The 23,128-nt window shown below is 36.0% G+C and carries 22 protein-coding genes and 14 tRNA genes; 35 read left to right on the forward strand and 1 reads right to left on the reverse strand.

Going from position 1 to position 23,128, the window contains the following annotated elements:
• The first annotated feature begins 21 nt into the window (after positions 1-21).
• The 3 genes from PZ898_RS19490 (at position 22) to PZ898_RS19500 (ending at position 3,354) form a co-directional block, all read left to right on the forward strand.
• A complete protein-coding gene (locus PZ898_RS19490; protein ID WP_277693999.1) occupies positions 22-531 on the forward strand; it encodes a hypothetical protein in 510 nt (169 codons plus the stop codon).
• Positions 518-2,449, forward strand: coding sequence for a hypothetical protein (locus PZ898_RS19495; RefSeq protein ID WP_277694000.1), 1,932 nt, complete (start codon positions 518-520; stop codon positions 2,447-2,449). Before PZ898_RS19490 ends, PZ898_RS19495 begins: the two co-directional genes overlap by 14 nt.
• 119 nt (positions 2,450-2,568) lie before the next feature.
• A complete protein-coding gene (locus PZ898_RS19500) occupies positions 2,569-3,354 on the forward strand; it encodes a TatD family hydrolase (RefSeq protein ID WP_277694001.1) in 786 nt (261 codons plus the stop codon).
• A gap of 49 nt (positions 3,355-3,403) precedes the next feature.
• Here PZ898_RS19500 and deoD read toward each other — a convergent pair whose 3' ends face one another.
• Entirely contained in the window at positions 3,404-4,114 is a 711-nt protein-coding gene (gene deoD / locus PZ898_RS19505; RefSeq protein WP_277694002.1) for a purine-nucleoside phosphorylase, read from the reverse strand.
• A 262-nt stretch (positions 4,115-4,376) separates the two neighbouring features.
• Between deoD and PZ898_RS19510 the strand changes: the two genes are divergently transcribed.
• The 32 genes from PZ898_RS19510 (at position 4,377) to PZ898_RS19665 (ending at position 23,125) form a co-directional block, all read left to right on the forward strand.
• Positions 4,377-4,769 carry a VOC family protein gene (locus PZ898_RS19510; protein ID WP_216445365.1) on the forward strand — a complete coding sequence of 131 codons (393 nt, stop codon included), beginning with the start codon at positions 4,377-4,379 and terminating at the stop codon, positions 4,767-4,769.
• Positions 4,770-5,064: 295 nt separating this feature from the next.
• Positions 5,065-5,721, forward strand: coding sequence for a hypothetical protein (locus PZ898_RS19515; RefSeq protein WP_277694003.1), 657 nt, complete (start codon positions 5,065-5,067; stop codon positions 5,719-5,721).
• Entirely contained in the window at positions 5,708-6,286 is a 579-nt protein-coding gene (locus tag PZ898_RS19520; protein ID WP_062675552.1) for a DUF4919 domain-containing protein, read from the forward strand. The genes PZ898_RS19515 and PZ898_RS19520 overlap by 14 nt, the downstream gene beginning before the upstream one ends.
• A 12-nt stretch (positions 6,287-6,298) precedes the next feature.
• Positions 6,299-7,432, forward strand: coding sequence for an AAA family ATPase (locus PZ898_RS19525; protein WP_062675551.1), 1,134 nt, complete (start codon positions 6,299-6,301; stop codon positions 7,430-7,432).
• A complete protein-coding gene (locus PZ898_RS19530) occupies positions 7,405-8,145 on the forward strand; it encodes a hypothetical protein (RefSeq protein WP_277694004.1) in 741 nt (246 codons plus the stop codon). The genes PZ898_RS19525 and PZ898_RS19530 overlap by 28 nt, the downstream gene beginning before the upstream one ends.
• Positions 8,136-10,514, forward strand: a complete 2,379-nt coding sequence (locus PZ898_RS19535; protein ID WP_277694005.1) for a hypothetical protein — start codon at positions 8,136-8,138, stop codon at positions 10,512-10,514. The genes PZ898_RS19530 and PZ898_RS19535 overlap by 10 nt, the downstream gene beginning before the upstream one ends.
• Entirely contained in the window at positions 10,504-12,201 is a 1,698-nt protein-coding gene (locus PZ898_RS19540) for an APC family permease (RefSeq protein ID WP_277694006.1), read from the forward strand. The genes PZ898_RS19535 and PZ898_RS19540 overlap by 11 nt, the downstream gene beginning before the upstream one ends.
• On the forward strand, positions 12,188-13,216 hold the full coding sequence (locus PZ898_RS19545) for a hypothetical protein (protein WP_277694007.1): 1,029 nt from the start codon (positions 12,188-12,190) through the stop codon (positions 13,214-13,216). The genes PZ898_RS19540 and PZ898_RS19545 overlap by 14 nt, the downstream gene beginning before the upstream one ends.
• A gap of 160 nt (positions 13,217-13,376) precedes the next feature.
• Positions 13,377-13,505, forward strand: a complete 129-nt coding sequence (locus tag PZ898_RS19550; RefSeq protein ID WP_120233400.1) for a penicillin-binding protein — start codon at positions 13,377-13,379, stop codon at positions 13,503-13,505.
• Positions 13,506-14,080: 575 nt separating this feature from the next.
• Positions 14,081-14,148, forward strand: a tRNA-His gene (locus PZ898_RS19555).
• An 8-nt stretch (positions 14,149-14,156) separates the two neighbouring features.
• Positions 14,157-14,230, forward strand: a tRNA-Arg gene (locus PZ898_RS19560).
• Positions 14,231-14,298: 68 nt separating this feature from the next.
• Positions 14,299-14,372: transfer RNA gene (locus tag PZ898_RS19565), tRNA-Lys, on the forward strand.
• 8 nt (positions 14,373-14,380) lie between these two features.
• A tRNA-Arg gene (locus PZ898_RS19570) sits at positions 14,381-14,457 on the forward strand.
• 64 nt (positions 14,458-14,521) lie between these two features.
• Positions 14,522-14,593: transfer RNA gene (locus tag PZ898_RS19575), tRNA-Pro, on the forward strand.
• 6 nt (positions 14,594-14,599) lie between these two features.
• Positions 14,600-14,671, forward strand: a tRNA-Glu gene (locus tag PZ898_RS19580).
• Positions 14,672-14,676: 5 nt separating this feature from the next.
• Positions 14,677-14,750: transfer RNA gene (locus PZ898_RS19585), tRNA-Ile, on the forward strand.
• Positions 14,751-14,966: 216 nt separating this feature from the next.
• Positions 14,967-15,048: transfer RNA gene (locus tag PZ898_RS19590), tRNA-Cys, on the forward strand.
• A 206-nt stretch (positions 15,049-15,254) separates the two neighbouring features.
• Positions 15,255-15,341 (forward strand) — tRNA-Tyr (locus tag PZ898_RS19595).
• A 77-nt stretch (positions 15,342-15,418) separates the two neighbouring features.
• A tRNA-Glu gene (locus PZ898_RS19600) sits at positions 15,419-15,490 on the forward strand.
• Positions 15,491-15,855: 365 nt separating this feature from the next.
• Positions 15,856-15,929 (forward strand) — tRNA-Leu (locus PZ898_RS19605).
• A gap of 88 nt (positions 15,930-16,017) precedes the next feature.
• Positions 16,018-16,090, forward strand: a tRNA-Leu gene (locus PZ898_RS19610).
• Between the two features lie 85 nt (positions 16,091-16,175).
• Positions 16,176-16,247, forward strand: a tRNA-Gln gene (locus PZ898_RS19615).
• Between the two features lie 7 nt (positions 16,248-16,254).
• Positions 16,255-16,325, forward strand: a tRNA-Trp gene (locus tag PZ898_RS19620).
• 108 nt (positions 16,326-16,433) lie between these two features.
• A complete protein-coding gene (locus PZ898_RS19625) occupies positions 16,434-16,919 on the forward strand; it encodes a ribonuclease H-like YkuK family protein (protein ID WP_277694008.1) in 486 nt (161 codons plus the stop codon).
• Positions 16,920-16,955: 36 nt separating this feature from the next.
• Complete coding sequence (locus tag PZ898_RS19630; RefSeq protein ID WP_120233401.1) at positions 16,956-17,327, forward strand: cyclic-phosphate processing receiver domain-containing protein; 372 nt, start codon at positions 16,956-16,958, stop codon at positions 17,325-17,327.
• Positions 17,327-17,890: a DinB family protein gene (locus tag PZ898_RS19635; protein ID WP_123278938.1), complete on the forward strand. Its 564-nt coding sequence runs from the start codon at positions 17,327-17,329 to the stop codon at positions 17,888-17,890. Before PZ898_RS19630 ends, PZ898_RS19635 begins: the two co-directional genes overlap by 1 nt.
• Before the next feature lie 5 nt (positions 17,891-17,895).
• On the forward strand, positions 17,896-18,912 hold the full coding sequence (locus tag PZ898_RS19640) for an RNA ligase, Rnl2 family (RefSeq protein WP_123278937.1): 1,017 nt from the start codon (positions 17,896-17,898) through the stop codon (positions 18,910-18,912).
• Positions 18,913-19,086: 174 nt separating this feature from the next.
• Positions 19,087-20,031 carry a peptidase gene (locus PZ898_RS19645; protein WP_277694009.1) on the forward strand — a complete coding sequence of 315 codons (945 nt, stop codon included), beginning with the start codon at positions 19,087-19,089 and terminating at the stop codon, positions 20,029-20,031.
• A 156-nt stretch (positions 20,032-20,187) separates the two neighbouring features.
• Positions 20,188-20,751, forward strand: coding sequence for a metallophosphoesterase family protein (locus PZ898_RS19650; RefSeq protein WP_277694010.1), 564 nt, complete (start codon positions 20,188-20,190; stop codon positions 20,749-20,751).
• Between the two features lie 81 nt (positions 20,752-20,832).
• Entirely contained in the window at positions 20,833-21,375 is a 543-nt protein-coding gene (locus tag PZ898_RS19655) for a 3'-5' exonuclease (protein ID WP_120233404.1), read from the forward strand.
• Positions 21,376-21,492: 117 nt separating this feature from the next.
• On the forward strand, positions 21,493-22,047 hold the full coding sequence (locus PZ898_RS19660; protein WP_277694011.1) for a 3'-5' exonuclease: 555 nt from the start codon (positions 21,493-21,495) through the stop codon (positions 22,045-22,047).
• 43 nt (positions 22,048-22,090) lie between these two features.
• On the forward strand, positions 22,091-23,125 hold the full coding sequence (locus tag PZ898_RS19665; protein WP_277694012.1) for a hypothetical protein: 1,035 nt from the start codon (positions 22,091-22,093) through the stop codon (positions 23,123-23,125).
• Positions 23,126-23,128: the final 3 nt, after the last annotated feature.

Below are 23,128 nucleotides of genomic sequence, written 5' to 3' on the forward strand. Positions count from 1 at the left end.
TTCATTTTAAAATATAATACCATGCTTAAAAAACTATTGATTTATCTGAACATTATTGATGAAATTCAGGTTCCGGTACCTATACAGAGGAGGGATAGAACTCCAATGGAAAAAGCGTTGGAGCGTTCGAGAACTGAAATGCTGAAAGAAAGAAGCAGGACTGTACAGGAACAAAAAAGAGAAGCCTCAGAAAGTTTAGTGAAAGGAAAGAAAGTGACAGAATCTATTCTGCCCGTAAGAGAAAGGAAAACCAACAGAAACTATTTGAACAGAATTAATAATCTGGCAGAATATACAAAGGATTATAAAGAATATTGTCTTGAGAAAACAAGCAACCAGCATATGTTGAAAACAGAACAATATCATATTTATGCTAAAAGCGGAACTACAGAAGCATTTCAGATTTCTGAAGATGCCTTTATCACCCATAATGAACATAAGATGCTGCGGATAGAAAGTGATTACTTTGTAAAGTATATCCAGCAGGAATATAACCCGATAACTCAAATCATAGAAAATGCATACGACTGATACCATAAGAAAATATAAAATATTCTCCGAAGAAGACTGGGCGGATATTGTTTTTGATAAATATGCTTTGATAGAAGTTTATGCTAAAAACATCACCTTTCATTGTACAGAAATAGAAGGAAGCTTGTATTTGCGTGGTGAAGGCTGCCGCTTTCCGGAGTTGAAATATATCGCTGGAAATCTTTCTATTGATGCAAAATATTGTGAACTTCCGGTACTTGAAACAGTAGAACGTCATTTTACCATGCATTGCCATACCATGATGAATGAGCTTAGAAAAGTCAGAGGTAATTTTAAGTGTATTGTGGATGCCACTTTTAAAAACCTGGAAACGATCGGAGGATGTATTGCTGTAAAGAATGCCACAGTACATACCAGAAATGGAAAGTTGCTGAAAACAAGAGATGTTATTCCTGTTCAGTACCAGTTTCAGGCAGATGAGCTTTTGAAAGATGGTATTTTTGATATCAATATTCTTGGAGATAATATTATAATTCCTCACCGGGAAATACGTGGTAAAATTACCATTGTAGGGAAAAATGTTTCATTCCCGAATCTGGAATTTGTTCATGGTACGCTTAGAATAACGAGTGAATATCATATCGGGCATAAATTTACCCATCATTTTCCCATGCTGAAGAAGTTGATTGGTAACCTGAAATTTGAAAATACCGGTGTCTCATTTCCGGTACTTCAGGAAACCAGCGGAAGTATTCATATGGAAAACGGTTCTTATGTCACTTTTCCGGCACTTGAAAAATCCGGTAATATAATGCTCAATGGAGGAAGTAGAGGGGCATTTCCGGTTTTGACTGATATTATTGGAAATTTCATGTATAATGGTTCTGAAAAGTGTGAGCTGAATGCTCTTCGATATGTGAAAGGCTTTTTCAATACCTATAATACGTTCGCTCCTAACATTGCTGAAGTGGGAGATCTGATTATCCATGAAACCCATCGTTTTGAACACCTTCAAAAAGTGAACGGGAAAATTCAGTTTTTGTATAATGTGAACCCTGCAACAGATTTTAAATCGTTGGAGTATCTTGGGGAATGGGGAGATTCCAGAATGAAAGACCTGAAGTTTCCTGCGTTGGAATGTATCAACAATTATTTGTACGGTACCTATGATGGCTTTGAACATATCGCAAAGAATATTTATTTTAAAATAAATAATAATTTGCATCTTACGAAAGATTATTTTATTATTTCACGGACATCTTTTCCTTATATTTTCCAGGAAAAGCGTTATCCTTTGAGAAAACTGGTTGCGATCTTAAAGTTAAGACACAGCAGCTTTCAGAATTTCAAAACCCGTGAGTATGAAAGACAATGGGAGTCTTTTAATACTCCATTTTTTACAAAGGTTTTAGGAAAAATTGAAAGTCTCTGGACAGAAGTGGAGCCGATGAAATATGAGGAATTCTTTAAAGCAGAAGACAGGAACTTTAAACTGTTTTGTTTCAGTTATTATGGCGTAGGAAATCTGATGAAAAAACTTGAATCCAGAAAGATCAATGAAAAAGAAATTGAAATTGCCTACGAGGAGTATGATGAAAACGGAAACGAAAAACTAATCCAAAAAGTTAACCGTTATGAAGTACATGAAATTGAAAACCGTAAATTGGGAGTGTTCATCTGGGGGAGCAGAGCAGAATATTCTTATGCAGTGAAATGTTGGTGCCCATCTACGGAAAAAGAACACTGGCTGTGGATAGAATCCGATTATAAATCCGATGCTTTAACGGCCATTGCATCTACCTTCAGAATACACAGTAATCTGATTCCTTATATAAAATGCTTGAAGAGACAGGGAGATCTGCTCATCTGCGAATTGAAAGAAAAAGTAACTCCTACCGGAGAAATACGACCTCTTACAGCTTCAGAATACTTTAATCTTCTGAGAGCAGAAACATAAACAAGAAACAGTAGTTTAACTGGAAAAATATTCCATTCAAAGGAAGGTCATCGGTTCGAACCCGGTCTGTTTCTATTTTTTTTAACTAAAATAACATTTAATAAAAAAGTAAAAAACAAATGAACACTTACATTGATATTGGCATTAATCTGACCAATAAACAGTTCTACAATGAACACGAAGAAATTATTAACCGTGCTTTGGACGAGGGGGTTGAACATATGATTCTCACCGGAACCAGCATACGTGGAAGCAAAGAATCTGCGGAAATTGCACAAGAATATCCCGAAATTTTATTTTCAACAGCCGGAATTCATCCCCACGATGCCAAATCTTTTAATGGACAAAGTATTGATGAGCTCAGAAAACTATTAAAGCAGGATCATGTGATTTCAGTAGGAGAGTGCGGATTGGATTTTGACCGTGATTTCTCTCCCAGACCTTTGCAGGAAAAATGTTATCAGGCACAGCTTGAACTCGCCATTGAAGTAAACAAACCCCTTTTTCTTCATGAAAGATCTGCATTTAAAAGATTTAATGAAATCACAGATGACTATCTTTCAAAGTTACCTGAAGCCGTTGTACACTGCTTTACCGGAACATTGAATGAAGCAAAAACTTATCTGGATAAAGGATTTTATTTAGGATTTACAGGAGCCATCAGTGATGAGAAAAGATTTAAACACCTTGAAGACGTTATAAAATATGTCCCTCTTGACAGGATGATGATTGAAACAGATGCCCCATTTATGCTTCCGAAGAATATGCCGAGAATGCAGAACAGAAGAAATGAACCTTCATTCTTACCTTATGTAGCACAAACCATTGCCCATCTGAAGAAGATCAGCATTTCCGAAGTGGCAGATGATACCACAGAAACTGCCAGAAATTTTTTCAGACTATAAAAAAGAGCTCTACTGAAGTAAAGCTCTTTTTTTATAATGAATTTAGTTCTTACAAACTCTTTATAGCTGATTCCAAAGCTAGTTCCATCATTGGATTCAAAGCTGTTTCTCTTTCATCAGCAGAGATTTTTTCGTGGGTAGGAATAATATCCGTTACCGTAAGAATAGTCGCTGCATTTTTTCCTAAATGCTGAGCATTGGCAAATAAACCAAAAGCTTCCATTTCTACTGCAGGACAGTTGTATTTGGTAGCAATTTCAGGAGTGTTAGGATCTTTTCTATAGAAAATATCGCTACTGTGGATATTGATGGCTTTAGCATTTAAAGATAAATCTTTAGCCGTTTCGTTGATGGTATTAAAGATATTCCCCTGGTGAGAAAGGATTTCGTCTTCAATTCCCCATGCATATTTGGCATACGTACTTTCACTGGCAGCTTTGTCAATATTTAAGATATCAAAAAGTTGAAGATCTGTATTGTAAGCACCACAAGTTCCGATTCTGATGATCGTGTCCACATCATACTCTGTGAACAGTTCAAAAGAATAGATTCCGATACTTGGAAAACCCATTCCACTTGCTCCTACAGTGATTTCCTTCCCTTTATAAAGACCTGTATAATAAAAAATACCTCTGGTTTTGCTTACCAGTTTAGCATTTTCTAAATAATTTTCAGCAATATACTGTGCACGAAGCGGATCCCCCGGCTGCAATACTACTTTAGCAATTTCTCCTTTTTTTGCACTGATGTGAATACTCATAATGTTTTTTTGAATGGGACAAAGATAATAACTTTTAGTTTGTTTATATAATTACGAAAATGGAAACAATGAAACCTCTTCTTATTAATAGAATATATAAGATATTATTAATAAATGCTTTAAATAATATTTAAAATAAAGTCCTTTGTATAATCCAAAACCTAACCTTGTAAACAGAGAACAATAAAAGAATAACGAAGAGCAGGTATCGTGAAAGCAGACCGGCTACTTTTGCAGAAGTAAAACATTTAACATTTTAAAAGTGAAAATAGAGCATATTGCCATTTGGGTGAAAGATCTTGAACAATCCAGAGCATTTTATCAGAAATATTTTGGAGCAGTTTCCAATGAAAAATACCATAATCCGGTTAAAAACTTTCAATCCTATTTTTTAAGTTTTGAAAATGGCTGCCGTCTTGAAATCATGACCAGACCGGATATCAAAGAAAGCAAAAACTCTTATGAATCCCAGCAGTACGGAATTATTCATCTTGCATTTTCTGTAGACAATAAACAAAAAGTAGACGAACTTACAGAAATACTGAGAAAAGACGGATATAAAGTGGCTGGAGAACCGCGTACCACAGGAGACGGATATTACGAAAGCGTGATCCTTGATCCGGAAAATAATATTATTGAAATTGTATCACACTAAGTCATTACGAGGAGCTTTAGCGACGAAGCAATCTTTAGTATAGTAATAAATATGTAGTTTCAAACATTGTAGGTTTTTAAAACCTAAAAGGTTTAGATTGTAAGAATTACCTTGCTGAAAACCTCACATTCAGCGAATTCGAAATGTTCTCACGCCTTAAAAAGTATTACAATGCTTACTCACTAGCGCCTTTGCACTTTCCAACCTTAGGATAACTTCAAATAATCCATATTTAAAAAGAATCTTCTCCACAAAAATTTTATTCTCAACGAAATAATTTTATTTTTGTTAGATCATGGAAACCAAGTCACCGTTTTTAGACACGATATTTTTGCTTCGTAAGGAAGAATGTATTACTCTTTTTTCAAACTTACAGCAAATTTCCCCTCAGGAAGAGGCGGAAGCAGGAGATTATTTTGAAGCTGAATTCGAAAAAGAAAGACTTGAATTTTTATCTGATCAATTGACCTGCAGCAAAGAAACCGCTGTTTGGGCTGCCAAGGTGCTCTACCATAGCGCACAGCTTTATCTGATCAGAGAAAATACAGAAAAAAATATTGACAATCTTATTCCCCGGTTCAAAGGAACACGGGATATTCCTTCTATCTTATCTGCAGACTTGTCACTGAGATTTTTACCACAGGTTATGGTTGCTTTACATACAGTTGATCCCGAAGATGCTTTAATCCCTATGCTGGAAAATATTCTGACACAGTTTCACTATTCCGGAGTAGGGTATGATCTTGATCTGAAGAACGTGAACTGGACAGAAGAACTGCAAGACAATACCTACAGGAAACTTTATCTGGAAAGAATTGTTGAAAAAAGAGATTATAAACTTGCGGAAATTCCGTTCATTAATAAACTACTAATAGCCGAATTCGGAATGTACAAAGATGCATTCTGGCGAGAACTAAAAACTATAACCGAACACCATAATGAAAACGTATGAGAAAGTATTTGAATTTTTAACCGACCCTACAAAAGAAACATTCCTGAAATGCCGTGAACTGGTGATCAGTAATACGGAATATGATCCCTATTCCGAAGATATTGAAAACTTACAGGATTTACTTAATGAAGGGAAATTTGAAGAGGTTATACAATATGTCAATGTCAATATTTTACTGAGTCCCAGAGCGCATATCTGTAAATATTTTGCTTACAAAGAACTGGGGGACGAAAAAGGACGGAATATTGAAATGACCATAGCACAGCTTATCTTTGATTGCCTTGAAAAAACCGGAGACGGAACCAAAGATTCTCCTTATATGATCACAAGAATTTCCGACGAAAGAGATCTGATCAGACATCACTTCAATAAACAGGATGTTTCACAAAGTCTGGTCAAGGATGGAGATAAAATCATGGATGTACTTACACTGGATGACGGAACACAGCTGTATTTCGATATCAAAGTGCCTTATCAGAGACTGGCTTTTTCATTCAATAAAAGAAATGAACAGGCAGAAAATAAAGAAGAGAAAACCCCGAAGAAAAAGTGGTGGAAATTTTAATTTTTAAAATCAATGAACCAGAATATAAATCAGCTAAATACAGTCCTTAACTACGTAAAAGATACTTTTGTAGGTAAAAATGATGTCGTAGACCTTTTAGGAATATGCCTGTTGGCAAGAGAAAATGCATTTTTATACGGACCTCCGGGTACGGCAAAATCTGCGATTGTCAGAACACTGGCCAAAACAGTGAAGGACGGAAAGAATTTCGAATATTTGTTAACCCGTTTTACAGAACCGAACGAGATTTTCGGACCTTTTGATATCAGAAAACTGAAAGAAGGTGAACTTTTGACCAATACGGAAGGAATGATGCCCGAAGCTTCCTTGGTTTTTCTTGATGAGATCTTTAATGCGAACTCGGCTATTTTGAATTCCCTTCTGACAGCACTCAACGAAAAAATATTCAAAAGAGGAAAAGAAACCAAACATCTACCTGCACTGATGTTTGTAGGAGCAAGTAACGTTCTTCCGGAAGATGAAGCACTGAATGCATTATTTGACCGTTTTCTGGTAAGAATTAATGTAGACTATGTCAATCCCGAACTCTTACAACAGGTACTTTTGGCCGGAAGAAAACTGGAAAACGAAGAAAAAACAGAAGTTCCGGAAATCCATGCTGACGAAATCAGACAGCTTCAGAGTTTGTGTAGAACCATAGATCTTAAACCCATTTATGAAGTCTACCTGAACACAATTATGAGCCTCAGAAATACAGGGATTGCTATTTCAGACCGTAGAGCGGTGAAACTTCAGAATCTGATTGCAGCAAGCGCCCTGATCTGCGGAAGAAAAGAAGCCGTACTTTCTGATTTGTGGGTGTTAAAGCATATCTGGGATACCGAAGAACAGATTGAGATTCTGGAAGGAATTATCAACAGGACGATTGAGAAGGATGATCATCCGGATTCCCATCCACAGGCCATGCAGAACAAAACTCCCAATCCTGAAGAAGTTATGAAAGACGTAAAAATTCTTGTAGAAAAATGGAATGAAGGAACATTAAGTTTTGAAGAGCAGAATGTAATAAAAGATAAATTGAGATACCTGCAGACCCGTTGCGACTGGATCAGAAATCCGGAGCAAAAACAATATATCCAGCAAGAAATTGAAAGCTTATGGCAGAAGATTCTTCAAAGCGTTTAAAAGAATTCTGGGCGGAAATTCCCCGTGCTGATGAAGATTTTCTGGGTTCCATCAGAGACTGGAAGAATATTCAGATTGCTGTAGAGGATGAAACGATCTGGCTGAAAGGCTTTATCGAGGAACAGGCGGCAGCTCCGGAAATACAACAATTGCCGGACTTTATTCTGTATGAACTTCGTGATGGACTTTTATTCAGAAAAGAGGCTTTGGTTCCGAGTAAAAAAATGCGGACAGCTTTGCTCTGGATTCCGATAGACAAAGCATTGCAGCTTAGTCTTCCCCCTTCAAACCAAAACTATTTTGGGATTCATGAACAGGTTCGGATAGAACTAAAAGAAAGCAATGAAGAACATCCGGTTATCGCTTTGCTGAGCAACATTGCCGATATTAAAGAAAGTATCGCTGCACTACCGAAGTTTAAGCTTGAAAAAATAAAATGGACAGTTCTGGGCGATAAAGCCCTGTTTATGGGAACTCCATTATTGAGCTTTCCCGGAAAGACCTACTGGACAAAGGACAGACATTTATTGCCTGCAGGTCTGGATTTTGAATTTAAAAACCTAAGCACACTGTTGCAGCAAAAATATAATCAAGAGGAAGGATGGCTGCTGTGGGATGGAAATGGGAATTATCTTTCAATAAAAGAAACAGACTTCCGTCCATTATCCGTAAGCTCATTCCGCCTGACAGAAAAATCAAGAGAATGGAATTAAAGGCTTATTTCCAGTCCTATGAAAATTATTTTTGGGAATGGAAAACTGATGAAGATGTTCCCGGTGATTCCGGTTATCATGAAAACAATCTCCTCTCCATTCCCGGAGTAGGAGCCATAGCTTACAGGCCTTATCTAATGGAGATACTGAAAGAGCTTCAGCCGCAGGGATGGCCTCCGTTCGGGGCATTGCTTATGGTTTTGTATGCGATGCAGGATGGATATACGGACTTTGCAGGCCCGCTAAGACGTACAGCTGAGTTTTATAGCGGTGAAGATTTTGAGTTCAACGCGGAAAAGCAAATTGAATTCCTTGAAAAAATAAAATCACTACCCAAAGTTTATAAGGAGAAACAGAACAGAATTGTATTGCTCCAGACTTTGTTCAGCAATAGTCATAACAGGGTGGCCTCTCTTCATGCGGATATTTATTTAAAGATCTATTATAAACGACCGCAGGAACTAGCGATCAGTGCAGAAAAACAAGACGAAGGTTCAATAGCTTTAAACAAAGATCTGAGTGCTTTGAATCTGAATGAAAAATTTCCTACAGTACAGTCTGTCATTGACGCCATGAAAGGCCTGGTTGATGAGCCGGAACTGGATGATGAGGTAGTACAAGAAGAGACAACAGCAGATACGGATAAAGATTTTATCAAAGAATTGACTGATGAGCCAAAGACCTTTCAGATAGGAAGCCTGATCAAAAGAATATGGAGCGGGCTGAAAATTCCAATGCGCCATCTTTCTCCCGGTGAACAGCCTATCGGAGGGATTTCTGATATGACCAACAAAGGTGATTTCCACCGGATGCTTCTTTCCGAATTTGCCAATGAAGATGATGTCTTTATAAATCGTGTTGCCAATAACGAAGCACTTTATATTCAAAGAGAGATTCCGCCTGAAGAAAATATTTTTGAAAGAATTATCCTGATTGATACTTCCCTTAGAAACTGGGGAACACCAAAAGTATTGGCTTATGCCTCTGCAATAGCCATTATTAAACATCCCAAAGCTCATTCTGAATGTAAAGTTCTTGCTTTAGGGCAGGCAGCAATTCCGATTTCACTGAACAAAGTGGAAGAAGTGGTGGAAAATCTTAACCAGGTAAGTCCGGTTCTGGAAGTTTCGGAAGCACTGGAGAAGTTTTTTAACGAACATCATTCACAAAAAGATATTGAAGTGTTCTTCATTACCCATCAGGATAATATGGCTGATGAGGAAATTCAGCGGGTTGTACATCAGAATAGGGATAAATTGAAGTTTTTGGTAACAACGGCTTCAGATGGTGAAATCAATTTTTACAAACATCATAAAGGAGCAAGAAAGCATATCCAGAAAATAAAACTTCCATTGCAGGAGCTGTGGGCCAATCCGCCGCAACAAAAACAATCTGTTCAGAACTTCAATGGAAAGAAAACAGATCTTCCGCAAAACTATCCGATTTTATTTCCAGCGCCGGTTAATAAGATTGCTAAGTTCTTATATGAAGGAGAATTTTTCATTTTGAGTTCAAAAAAGCAATTACTGAAAACTTACCTTTCTGATAATTATTACGACAGACATTCATACGATTATTATAAAACATTTCATGGCTGTGAAGTTTTGTTTGATAAAATTTCCATAAAACCCAAAGGACAGTTTGCCTTGGCAAAAAACAGACAGCAACACTTTATTCTGTGTCAGTACCATCCTGAACAGAAACTTATTTTAAAACTTAATCTTAATACCGGAGAATATTCTGACCAGAATCTTACAGGGATGAACATTCTGGAGTCTTACCGGTTGATTTATTTTGGACGGAATTTTTATCTTCATCATCCGGACAACCCTACCCATTACAAAATCAATATTGATGGGAACATTTCTGTAGAGCCTATTACCGGAAAGGATAAAGAATTTGAAAAAAATAATATAAAAGCAGAAGCAGAAGTTGCCAGGTTGAAAGGAAGTGGACTGAAGGTGATCAATAATTTCAATAAAATAGGAATCAACAAGTATAATAACCTCGTTGTTTCTGGAAATGAACTATATAGTGCTACGGAAAATACACTTGATTTTTCCAAAAATAAATTTGATATCAAAATTTTCGCAGAACAGAATAAAAATAAATTTACATTTCCTGACGGAAGTGAAATCATCACCGACTCTCGGGGAATGCTGACGTTCCGAAGCAGTAATAAGAGTATCGAAGAATTCTTTATTCCATCTACATTGGGTGGTTTTCTCTCGTTAGCTACCTATACGGAATTCGGAGGATCAGAATATTATCTTCCGGAACATGCCCTGTTGAAAGTAAAAACAATGGATGATATGTGTGACAGGTTTTTAAAACCGTTTATAGAACAGATTTTGGATTATGGAGCTTAGAATAAAACCTTTCCCGAAAAATAATTATCCCAAAAAAGGACTTTTAATCAAAGGTTCTTCACCTGTGGTATGGCTTCAGGAAATGGAAATCCTTGGGATTAATTTAAGTCAGGTAAAATCTTTTGCCATTCCGGCAGACAGTCCCAATGTGCTGTACGGTTGTTTTCTCATTTTTAATGATCATGCTCCGCATGAAATAGGCAGGAATGCTTATTTTCAAAGTGTGGATGACAGGCTTTTTATCCCTGAAAATACAACCTTTTATCCCAAAATAAATCCTGAAGACTGGGCACAGCTTGATTCACGTTTTCTGATTATGCATCCCGAATTCGGGTTGGTAAAACTCTCTGAAGAAATCGACTGGATCTCATTAATTCAACAGCCTGAAACCATAAATGAAACCATCAGAAAGCCTCTGAGCGGAGTTTCAATCCCTCAGAAAATAGAAAGCTACACGGTGGAAATGGATGATGAAAAAGTAATGGAAGCATTACAACCAAAACAAACCGAAGAAGAATGGATGAACAACCTGCCGTTTGATCTTAAAAAAGTAATGGCCGGAAATAAAAAAGAAATAGAAAAATACTTAAAATATATTGAAAAATACCCTGAAAGAGCAGTAGATTTAGGTGTTTCCCTGGACGTAATGGGAACTTCCAGAGGTGATGGATTTGGTAAGTTTACCTGGCTGGAAGGATTATTTGGTGGCGGTGCAGGAGGCAAAAAGGAAAGTGCAGGAACCAGAAATTTTCGCAGAGTATTCTGGGCAGTCATTATTGCCGCTATCGTTTTAAAGATTGCATTACCTTCAGATAAAAATAGTTCGGAACAGGATGGAAATACTCCTTCTTCAGGAAAGATAGCAAATAATGCAGCAAAAGCACCTTCTGATATAATTGCTTTCCAGTCCGGGACGTCGGAAATTGATCTTAAAATAGATTCAATGTATCACCAGCAGAGAAAGGGATTATCCAAAGAGCTTATTCATGCAGGAATCATTGAATCCAAAACAAAAGAAGACAAAGAAAACTATAAAAAAGGTGGCGGAAGAGATGTAAGCGAAATAGGAAGAGATATCGAAAAGCTTGTTAATAAAGAAAAACAGAGCAGAGATTCACTCAAAACCATTTACACCCAAAAAATCACAAAACATCTTGAACAAAAAACTGAAAATCTGAAACGTAAAATTTCAGATTCTCTAAAGCAGTATACTAAAGGAAAACCGGTGAATGATGATGTTGTAAAATACCTTCTCAAAAAAAGGAAGGCATTGATGGCTGATTCACTAGGGAAACTTTACGGTACACTGGATATCGTAGATCCTTCTTCTGTGTCAATTGACAAGTCTAAAGTAAAAGGAGTGGGTTCAGAAGGAACTCCTTTAAAAAAAGAAACTCCCGTTTCAGATATTCTGTATATGGTAATCCTGATGATTGCTGGAGTGGGATTATACTCATTCCTGTTTAAAAATAAATCGTTAAACCTTGGCGGAGACAATGTACCAGGCTGGGTAAAGTTTGTTTTAATTGCCATTCTTGTAGCCATGCTTGTATATTTATTTTATCCGCTGGTTAAAATGTTTGGGTACAACTGGTTTGTGTGGATTCTGGTAATTGGTGTGCTGTTACTTCTTTACCGTCTTTTCAGAGAAGATAAAACCATTTTAAATTCCGATGATGATGAATAGACAGAAATTTATAGACAAATTTATGGCAGCATTCGTACTGTTGGCCATGTTTAAGGTTGTCGGAATTGTAGCCCAGCTGTTCCATGAAAGTTTCTGGAGCGTAGTGGGAACATTGGGTATTTTCTTAATTGTAGCCTTTATTATCCTTATTGTGATCACTTTTTTAAAAGATAAGGAGCAAAATAACAGAAACTTAGTTGGAAGAAAAGGCAGCGGAAGCAGTAATTTCTATGTGGAAAATTCACTCTTTGACAGAATCCGGAGCAAATATGAAGAACTTGCCGAAAAATACATAGCCGAAAAAGATTATAAAAAAGCAGCAAGAGTCTATATGAACCTGCTGCAGGATAATTACAGAGGTGCAAAAACACTTGAAAATGGAGGGCTTTATAATGAAGCAGCGGTAGTATATCTTAAAAAACTGAATAATAAATCCGATGCTGCAGCCTGCTATGAAAAGGCAAAACAGCATAAAAAAGCTATTGAGCTTTATAAAGAAATGGAGCAGAAAGAAAAAGTGGGAGATCTTTATAAAGAAATCAATGATCTTAAGAATGCCCATCACTATTACCAGCTGGTAGCAGATGATTATACAGGAAATAATCAGATGGTGAAAGCCTCTTTAGTCTACCGTAAAAAAATGGAAAAAACAGAAGAAGCACAGAAAGTGCTGTTGAAAGGATGGGAAGAAGATAAAGATGCTTTCAATTGTTTGAATAACTACTTCGCCAATATCTTTGATATTAAAAAGCTGGAATCAGAAATTATGAATTTATACGAAAAAACTCCAGACAATAAAAAGATTACTTATCTTGATGCTATGAAATATGAATTTAAAAAATCTCAGGAACTGCATGCCGTAACAAGAAATATAGCTTACGAAATCATTGCTGAAAAAGTAAATACCCGTTCTGAAATTGTCAATGAACTGAAATTTTTTAATCCCAATGATGAAGTGATTCTGAAAGATATTTCAAGGTTCAAAACAGCAAGAAATAAAATGTTCAGGAATTAAATTTTAAAGATTCAAGAATTTAAAAATTAAAGAAAATTCAGCTTTATCAAATCAAAATTTAATTGATTCCTTTATGTCCCTTTGCTTATCTAAAACTTTCCCAAAATTGTGAATATTATAAAATAATATCAAAAAAGATTTATCTTTGCAACAGAAAATTATGACAATACAAAGAGCACATATCAATGCAGAACTATGCGAAAGTCCTTCTAATAAAGGATTATTCGGGTATGATGAGGTGATATGGAATGAGGCGAAATGTGCTGACTTTGGAAATTATTTACTGTAAACTTGTAAAAAATTAATCAAAATACAACAGAAACGCCTCGGAAAACCGAGGCGTTTTTTGTTTTTTAGGTCAGAAATTATTTAGAATGAAAAAAAATAACCATAAACATGAAAAATTTTTAATTAACAATGAAACTTTAATACGATAAAATAGAGTGATAAGCAACCCGGTGAGAGACAGTCATTTAGGTAATTAAGACATCTGCAAAATATTGCGGACAGAAATTCTCTATGCTAAAAATAGGACATAACAAATTGATTATCAGTATTTTAATTTGAAAATTTATTTGCGGATTCCAAAAATTCATATTTACTTTGCAACCGAAAATTGAAAGCAACAGGTTTTCAGGATTCAGTTAAAAATAATTTAGAAACAAACAAAAATAAAATGAAACAGTTACACAACATATTCAATCAATATTCAAGACTATTCGGACAGAAGCCGACAGGTGTTGCATGTATTCTTGAAAGTGAAATTGTGGATAAAAGGTGCTTATATACGTGGGTCAGCTAATGATCTCTTACGTTTAAATATATGAAGCGCCTCCCGAAAAGAGGCGCTTTTTTTATGGTTTCTTTAGCTTATTTGGTAAAGCGTCGGTCTGTGGAACCGGAGAACAGGGTTCGATCCCCGGAGATACCCAAAGGAGAAAATCTCATGGCTCAATTGGATAGAGCGTCGGTTTACGGCACCGAAGGTTGAAGGTTCGAGTCCTTCTGAGATTACAAAGAATGTGAATTTTAAAATTGACAAGCGAAGCGAATTGATTATTGACTATTCACGACTTTAAAATAATCCCATAGCTCAAATGGTTAGAGCACCGGTCTTTTAAACCGGGGGTTGAAAGTTCAAATCTTTCTGGGATTACAAAAAACGGTTCCGTAGCTCAACTGGACAGAGCATGGGTTTTCTAAACCCAGGGTTAGAGGTTCGAGTCCTCTCGGAATCACCAAAGGTTCATGGAAGATTTCCCATCCGGCTGTCTCCCGGAAAAGAAACAGAAGTGAACCCCAAAGCTGGAAAGATAACGGTGGTTGTTTACCCGTCTTGGACGCGGGAGGTCGCAAGTTCGAATCTTGCTTTCCAGACAATTTGTTCCATTAGCATAGTGGCAAGTGCATCCGGCTTTCTACCGGACGACAAGGGTTCGATCCCCTTATGGAATACAAATGATTTCGTAGCTCAAGTGGTTAGAGTGTCGGTCTGATACACCGAAGGTTGAAGGTTCGAGTCCTTCCGGAATTACAGTAATTAATTGTTAATTGTTTCAGGAGAAAAAGTAAAAGTTTGTCGAGAGCAGAAGATCTTTACGCCAAACACGAAAAATAGAGACAGGCTTTGCTTCTCTCCAGATGAATTAAAATTAAAGAATATCATTTATAAATTTTTAGGTAAAATAAAGTGTGTCAAGCGCAGAAGTTCTTATATCAAACAAATGAAGACAGACTTTATTTTTAATCTGATGGTTCGCCGAAGTGGAAGAGTCGGGGTGGTCTGCAAAACCGTTGTGTAAACTGAGTGGGTTTGAATCCCATAGCCATCTCAAAGTAAAAACTATAGGAAATATAAGCATCTTTTATCAATGATCTTTTATCATCTATAGCAAAGAATATCCTTTATTAATAAAAGAAAAAGGCTGTCGAGCGCAGAAGATCTTTAACCAAACATTCAATATAAAGACAGACCTTTTCTTTTTAATGGTAAAATGAGGAATTACTTATGAATATGATTAATTGCTCAAAAAAATCCGGAAGTACGCCGAAGTTGGAGAGTCGGGGCAGACTGTAAATCTGTTGCTTCATTGCTGAGTAGGTTCGAATCCTACTACTTCCACCAACCACAAATAATGTAATGGCAGCATGCAGGAAATGTACTCTTGTTGTCCAGGTTCGATTCCTGGTTTGTGGATTAACGCTCTATTCGTCTAACGGTGAGGACGCCTGCCTTTCGAGCAGAAAACAAGGGTTCGATTCCCTTATAGAGTACTGGATGTGAATAGCTGGTCAATATTGAATTGATTTAATACCATGAAAGTTCAGATTTTATTGAAAAAATTGGCCAGTTACCATTCACGCAAAAAAATGAAGAAAAGAGAAAAAGGACTGTCGAGAGCAGAAGATCTTTAGTCAATAAAAACAGACAGCCTTTTACTTTTTTAAACAAAATACATTAGGAAATGAGAAAGGTTTGTCAAGCGCAGAAGATCTTTACAAACACTAACAGGCATAGTTTATTATCAGACAGAGCTTTCTCAAACCTAGATATACTATGAGTAATAAGTAATGAGCAATAAGTAAATACCCATGGATTTTCATTAAGAATTACCGATTACTCATTACTAATAAGATACGCCTCTCTATTCCAATTGGCAGAGAAAACGGCTTTAAACCCCGTAAAGTCCCAGTTCGAATCTGGGGAGAGGTACAGAATATAAGTAATTGAAGAACAGTGAGTAATAATGAAAATAGAAAATACTACTCATTACCAATTACTCATTACTTGTAAAAAACCTGCGGGAATGGTGGAATGGCAGACACTCTTGATTTAGGATCAAGCTTTTGAGGGTTCGAGTCCCTCTTCCCGTACAAAAACATAAACGATAAGAGATTAATGATCAATGATTGCTGAGCACTTCATCAATTATCAATCAACATTTATCAATTATAAAATTGATTCATAGTGTAATTGGCAGCACACAAGATTTTGATTCTTGGAGTTTAGGTTCGAGTCCTAATGAATCAACAATTTTACTCTGATAGTGTAATGGCAGCATCTCAGTCTCCAAAACTGATGGTATCGGTTCGAGTCCGGTTCGGAGTGCAAAGTGAATAGTCAATAGTGAATTTTGCTTTGCAAATGAATTTAAAAATATTGACGATTCACAATTCAGAAATTAATTTAAAACAAAATTTAAAACATGTAGAAAAAATGGAAACGCAACAACAAACATGGCAGAATATGAGTGGAAAAATTTTCCAGCACTCTATCACACAGCTGGTAGAAGAAGCCATCATTCGCGAACAGGCCAACGGACACCGTCTGAAAGTATGTGTGGGATCAGACTCTCATGTATACGGAGATGCCATCAACTATGCTACGGCAGTAGTGTTTATTCGTGAGGGAAAAGGAGCGTTTACCTTTATTAGAAAAGAAAGAGAAATACAGAGTATCAGTATCAAGGAGCGAATGCTGAATGAAGTCAACAAATCCGTTGAAATTGCATACGCGATCTGTTCTGTGCTAGATGCTTATGGTGTGGAAATGGAGGTACACGCAGACATTAATACCGATCCGGATTTTAAATCCAATTTAGCATTAAAAGATGCCATGGGTTATATTCTGGGAATGGGATATGTGTTTAAAGCAAAACCTTACGCTTTCGCAAGTTCCAACTGTGCTGATATGATGGTGTAATAAAGCTGGAAGCTTAAAAACTATAAAAATTAACTCATGGAAAAAACAAAAAGATTATTATTTCTGGATGATATAAGATACCCGATCGAGGCTTATCATTATACCCAACAGGATATTTTCCTCAGAAGTGACTGGCACATTGTTCGGAATTACGAACAGTTTGTCAACAGGATCTTGGAAAAAGGACTCCCGGAAATGATATCTTTTGACCATGATCTTGCAGACGAACACTATTTGAAACAGAATTCTCAGGAATTTGTTGAGAAAACAGGATACGACTGCGCCAAATGGCTGGTAGAATATTGTATGGATCATTATCTGGACCTTCCGAAATTCTATTGCCACTCCATGAATCCGGTAGGAAAGGAAAATATCCTAAACCTGCTGCAAAACTTTAAAGAATTGTAATGGACATTTTAAGATTTATTGAAGATATAAAAGCACATCTGAAGCTCACATTTGATAATGTAGACGGATGGTTTCAAAAAGATAAAAAAACGTTGAATCATCAGCCTTCAAACGGAGGCTGGACGATTCAGCAGATTTTAGAACACATTTATCTTACGAATTTTTATCTGCTCATCCTTATCGAAAAAGGGTCCAAAAAAGCAATGAAGAATTCTTTAGATCTTGATCTGGAATCTGAAATAAAAAACTACAGTTTCAATAAAGAAAATTTTGACAAAGTAGGGGAGCACGGTGCCTTTGAATGGATAAGACCAGAACATATGGAGCCGAAAGGAGAATTAAGCTTAGATGAAATAAGAAGCTTAATAAACCAACAATATCTTCAATGCGTACACTATCTTGAAGTAATGAAAAATGGCGAAGGACTCTTGTATAAAACGACAATGACAGTGAATGACCTGGGGAAAATTAATGTATATGAATATATTTATTTTCTGTCACTCCATGCTCGAAGACATATTACCCAGATGCAGCAAAACGAATCAGAAATGATTAAAAACTAAACAAAATGATTTTTAAAACATATAACGCTATAGAAAATGCTTACCAGGCCCGTGTGATCGAACAGATCAGAATGCAGGGTTTTGGGGATGAGGTTTTCATCGTACAGGAAAAAGTTCACGGAGCTAATTTCTCTTTCTTTACCGACGGAAAGGAAATTAAAATCGCAAAGAGAACTGCTTTCATCGAAAAAGATGAGAAATTTTTCAATGCCCATCAGATGTTGGAACGCTACAGAAAAAATGTAATAGAAGTGTTTCAAAAAGTGAAAGCCATTTACCCGAATGTAGAAACTGTAGTGATCTACGGTGAATTGTTCGGTGGTGGTTACCAACATAAAGAAGTAGAACCCGTAAAAGATGCTGTAAAAGTACAGAAAGGTATTGAATATGCCCCTCACAACGAATTTTACGCTTTCGATATTAAACTGAATGGAATTACCTATTTGGATACAGAAGTGGTCAATCAGATTTTTGAAGAGACAGGATTTTTCTATGCTAAAATTTTGTTTCAGGGAAGTCTTGAAGAAGCTTTGAAATTCCCTAATGTTTTCAATTCAAAAATTCCTGCTTGGCTGGGATTACCCGAATTGGAAGACAATAGGTGTGAAGGAACCATTGTAAAAACTTTGAAAACCAGATACTTTGGAAACGGAGCCAGAATTATTCTTAAAAATAAGAATGAAAAATGGGTAGAAAAATCCAAAATGGTTAAAAAAGAGGGTAAAACTGTTCAGAAACAGATTCACTTCAGCGAAAAAGCTCAGGAGATCTGGGAGGAAATCCAAAAATATGCTACAGCCAACAGATTGAATAATGTGATAAGCAAAATTGGCGAATTCGAACCTAAAATGATAGGTAAGGTAATAGGTCTTTTTTCACAGGATATTTTAGAGGATTTCCAGAAAGACTTCCCGGCAGCTTTTGCCACTATTGAAAAAGAAGAGCAGAAAAGAATCAACAAAAAGTTGAATTCTTTAGTCATTGATTTTATAAAAGAAGAGTTGATGACTCTTAAAGTATAGTTTCGGTAATTTTTTACCGAAACTTTTTTATGTATAAACTTAGCCGTAAAAACCATTTTAGAAAATCTTTGATTTTCATTAAGCAGTTAGGAATCTCAACAACCAAAAACGGAAAAATGAAATTTAGATTCTTTCAGAATGAAAAATGTTTATGGTTTTAAAAAGAAAAAAACTATGTTACAGGCAGAAATAAAAAGTCTTTTAAAAGAAGACATCAGTATATTAATTAAAGTTCCGAACTCAGGAAAACATTATTTATGTGATTGTGGTGAAGCAAGTTTGCTGACCGTGAAAGAAGTACAGGCCATATCGGCAGTATTCATCAGTCATACCCATATTGATCACTTTTCAAATTTCGATGGAATTTTCAGACATCAGATCGGAAGTGGTGAAAAAGTAGTGATTTGCGGACCGAAAAATATCCATCTACAGGTTGAAGCAAGATTAAAATCTTACACATGGAATTTGATTGATGAAAAAGCCATCGAATATGAAATCCGTGAGATTATTTCAAAAGAAGAAATTAATGTTTACACCCTTCGTCCACCACAATGGAATCTGGAATTGATGAACACTCAGAATTTCCTGTTTGAAGATGAATATGTCAACGTTGACTTTGCTATTCTGGATCACAAAACAGATTCTATTGCTTATTTGTTTAAAGAAAAAGACACGGTAAGCTTCAGTGAAAATGCTTCAGATTTCAAAAAAGGGAAGTGGATTGGTGAGCTGAAGACTGCATTTGAAAATAAGGATACAGAGAAAGAGATTGAAATCGAAGGGAATGTTTACAAAGCAACAGATCTGTTCCACTTATTAACCCTTAATGAAGGTTACAAATTAGGTGTTATCATGGATCATGCAGTAGCCGAGGACAATTATGACAAAATAAAAACAGTTTTCGGAAGAGCGGATTTGGTGTATATCGAAACATTCTACAAGGACTCTGATCAGGAATTTGCAAAGATCAACTATCATAGTTTTGCTTCAGCATCAGGAAAAATTATGATTGAATGTGAAGTAAAAGAAGCTGTCCCGATTCACTTTTCAAGAAGATATACGGAAAGCGATCAGGAAGAAATAGAAACTGCTTTTTATAAAGCGTTTCGCAAGAATTAATTAAAAATAATTATTAAACAAAAACTACTAAGTTAAACATTGAATGTGTCATTCTGAAGAAGGAAGAATCTGTTTAAAGTACTAGAGATTCTTCATTCCACTTCGTTTCATTCAGAATGACAGAAGGAATTTGTAGTTAAAAAAACAATTAAAAAAATGAAACCCAATATATTTTTTACAGCAGACCATCATTTTGGTCACGAGAATATTATAAAGTTTTCAGAAAGACCTTTTGAATCACTGGACCATATGAATGAAGAACTCATTAAAAGATGGAACGAGAAAGTTGAGCCCGGTGATACAGTCTACCACTTAGGAGACATGAGTTTAGGCAAACCGGATTTTACAAAAGAGGTTTTAGACCGGTTACATGGCAATATCCACCTGATCAAAGGCAATCATGAAGGAGCGGCTCTCACTTATCCCAAACGATTTGCTTCCATCAGAGATTACCACGAAGTGAGAATTGATGAAGCAGATCAAAGTAATGGTAAACAGAAAATCATTCTTTTCCATTACGCCATGCGTACCTGGAATGGTTCACACCGCGGGGTCTGGCAATTATACGGCCATTCACACGGAACTCTACCGGATGATGAGATGGCACTCAGTTTTGACGTTGGGGTAGATTGCCACAATTTTTATCCTGTTTCCTACGAGGAAGTCAAGGAAATAATGAAGAGGAAAAAATGGACGCCTCCATTTGCTCCCAGAAATTAACAATTAACGATGAAAATGAAGCTTGAGGATATGAGAAGTATAAACCTAACTAACTTCTAGCTTCTAATTTCTAATAAAATCATGAAAACAACCAATGAGATGATAATCATCGATCTGGAAGCTACATGTTGGGAAAACGACAGAATTCCCATTGGGCAACAGGTCGATATTATAGAAATAGGAATTTGCAAATTAAACTTAACATCAAAAGCAATTTCCCAGAAACAAAGCATCTATGTCATTCCAGAACGGTCAGAAATCAACAGATTCTGTACACAATTGACCGGAATTACGCCGCAACTGATAGAAGAAAAAGGAATCTATTTCGAAGAAGCCTGTGAATTAATCAGAGATCAATACCATTCCGCACCACTTACCTGGGCAGGATATGGAAACTTCGACGGAGAGCAGATCATAGAACAATGTGACTGGCTCGGGATAACCAATCCTTTTTCAGAAAATTATATGAATGTGATGCATGAATTTAAAAGACATTTCAAATTGCATAAACAAATAGGGCTTAAAAGAGCTTTACATTATTTGAATATGGATTTTGAAGGCACCCACCACAGCGGAGCAGACGATGCTTATAATACAGCCAGAATTTTAAGTAAGATTCTGTAAATAGTCAATTTCAAATACTGGAGGACAGATGCTGGAGGCTGGAAGTAAATGAGACAATAGTAAAAATTTCTTCTTTCTGCATCCTCTTCCAATCTTTAACAATTAAATTTTAGACAAGTGAAAACAACAGAAAATATATTAATAGTAGACCTTGAAGCAACGTGTTGGGATAACCGCCCGCCAAGAGGTCAGGAAAGTGAGATCATTGAAATCGGGGTATGCATCATGAATGCAAAAACAGGTAAGATCTCTAAAAATGAAGGAATTTTAGTAAAACCCCAGTATTCAAAAGTAAGTCCGTTCTGTACGGAATTGACTACTATTACCCAAAATATGCTGGATCATGAAGGCATTATGCTGGATGATGCTTTCGATATTCTAAGGGCAGAGTATGATTCGGAGGAACTGACTTGGGCGAGCTACGGAAACTACGATCTGAATATGCTTCAAAACCAGGCAAGAAGATTCTACACAGATTATCCAATGAGTGATGATCACATCAATGTGAAGACATTATTTGGTGAAATTCATCCTACGATCAGGAAAAGTGTCGGAATGAACAGAGCTTTGGGTGAATTGGGTATGACTTTAGAAGGTACCCACCATAGAGGAGTAGATGATGCCAAAAACATTGCAAAGATTCTGCATTGGTGTCTTCAAAAGTCCTTATAAAATTTTAAAAATTCATATATTTAAATATCTAGATTCTTAATATATGATTGAAGAATATAATGTGCTGGAGCATATCAGAATGCGGCCTGCAATGTATATAGGTTTTCTGAACCACTTAGGCTATAATGAATTAATAAGTTATTTTATTGAAGATTTCATTAAAGCAGAAATCTATGATATCACTTTCATCCTGAAAAAAGATAATAGATTGGTTATGAAATGGATCAGTCCTGAAAGAACGCTTTTTAATACAGAAGTCATAAAAACTATTGATCAGTACAAACAGGGACAGTTTTATTTATCATTGGCAGGTATTATTGCATTGACAGAGTATTCTACGATTGAGATTAATAACTTACCTGTTTTGCAATCCGAAAAAGGGAACTTTAAGATTTTGGACAACATACAGCACATTGATAATGAAGAAACCTGCAGATGGACAATTGATTTCATTCCTGATAAAGATATTTTTAAGGACTTGATATTGAGTTACCGCGTTTTGAACAATTTGTTCAGAAGGTTTTCATTTTTGGATTCAAATATGAAAATAAAAAGTATTGATGAATCTGGAGATGAACAGCAGATTAATATTTTTCATTACCCAGCTGGTTTAGCTGAAATCATAGATGATGAAGTGCAAAAGAGATTGCCATATAATTCCTATTTTTTTACATTGAATTTTCGGAAAAAAACAGAGTTTTCATATTCGGTAGCATTTGCCTTTGCAGATTACCAGATCTTTACACCTAAAATCAAGATGTACGCCAATTATAAAGAAACCATTTTGGGAGGATCTTTACTGGATGGAATTATACAAGGATTCAAGATGTTTTTGAAAGAGGAAGCCGTAAAGAGAAATATAGAATTAAATATAAGTACAGCAAGACTTAAAAAATACCTGTTGCTTTATGCTTCTGTACAAGGAGAACTTACTTTTTTGGGTTCAACCAGATGGAAGCTTGGAACTCCGAAAGTGCAGACGGAAATTAAGAACTTTATGTATGAAGAACTGAAACTTTATTTTGCCAATAATGAAGATAAGACAATTCATATTATACAAACTTTACAGGATGAATAGTAA

This window comes from Chryseobacterium sp. WX (assembly GCF_029542485.1).
Taxonomy (GTDB): Bacteria; Bacteroidota; Bacteroidia; order Flavobacteriales; family Weeksellaceae; genus Chryseobacterium; species Chryseobacterium cucumeris.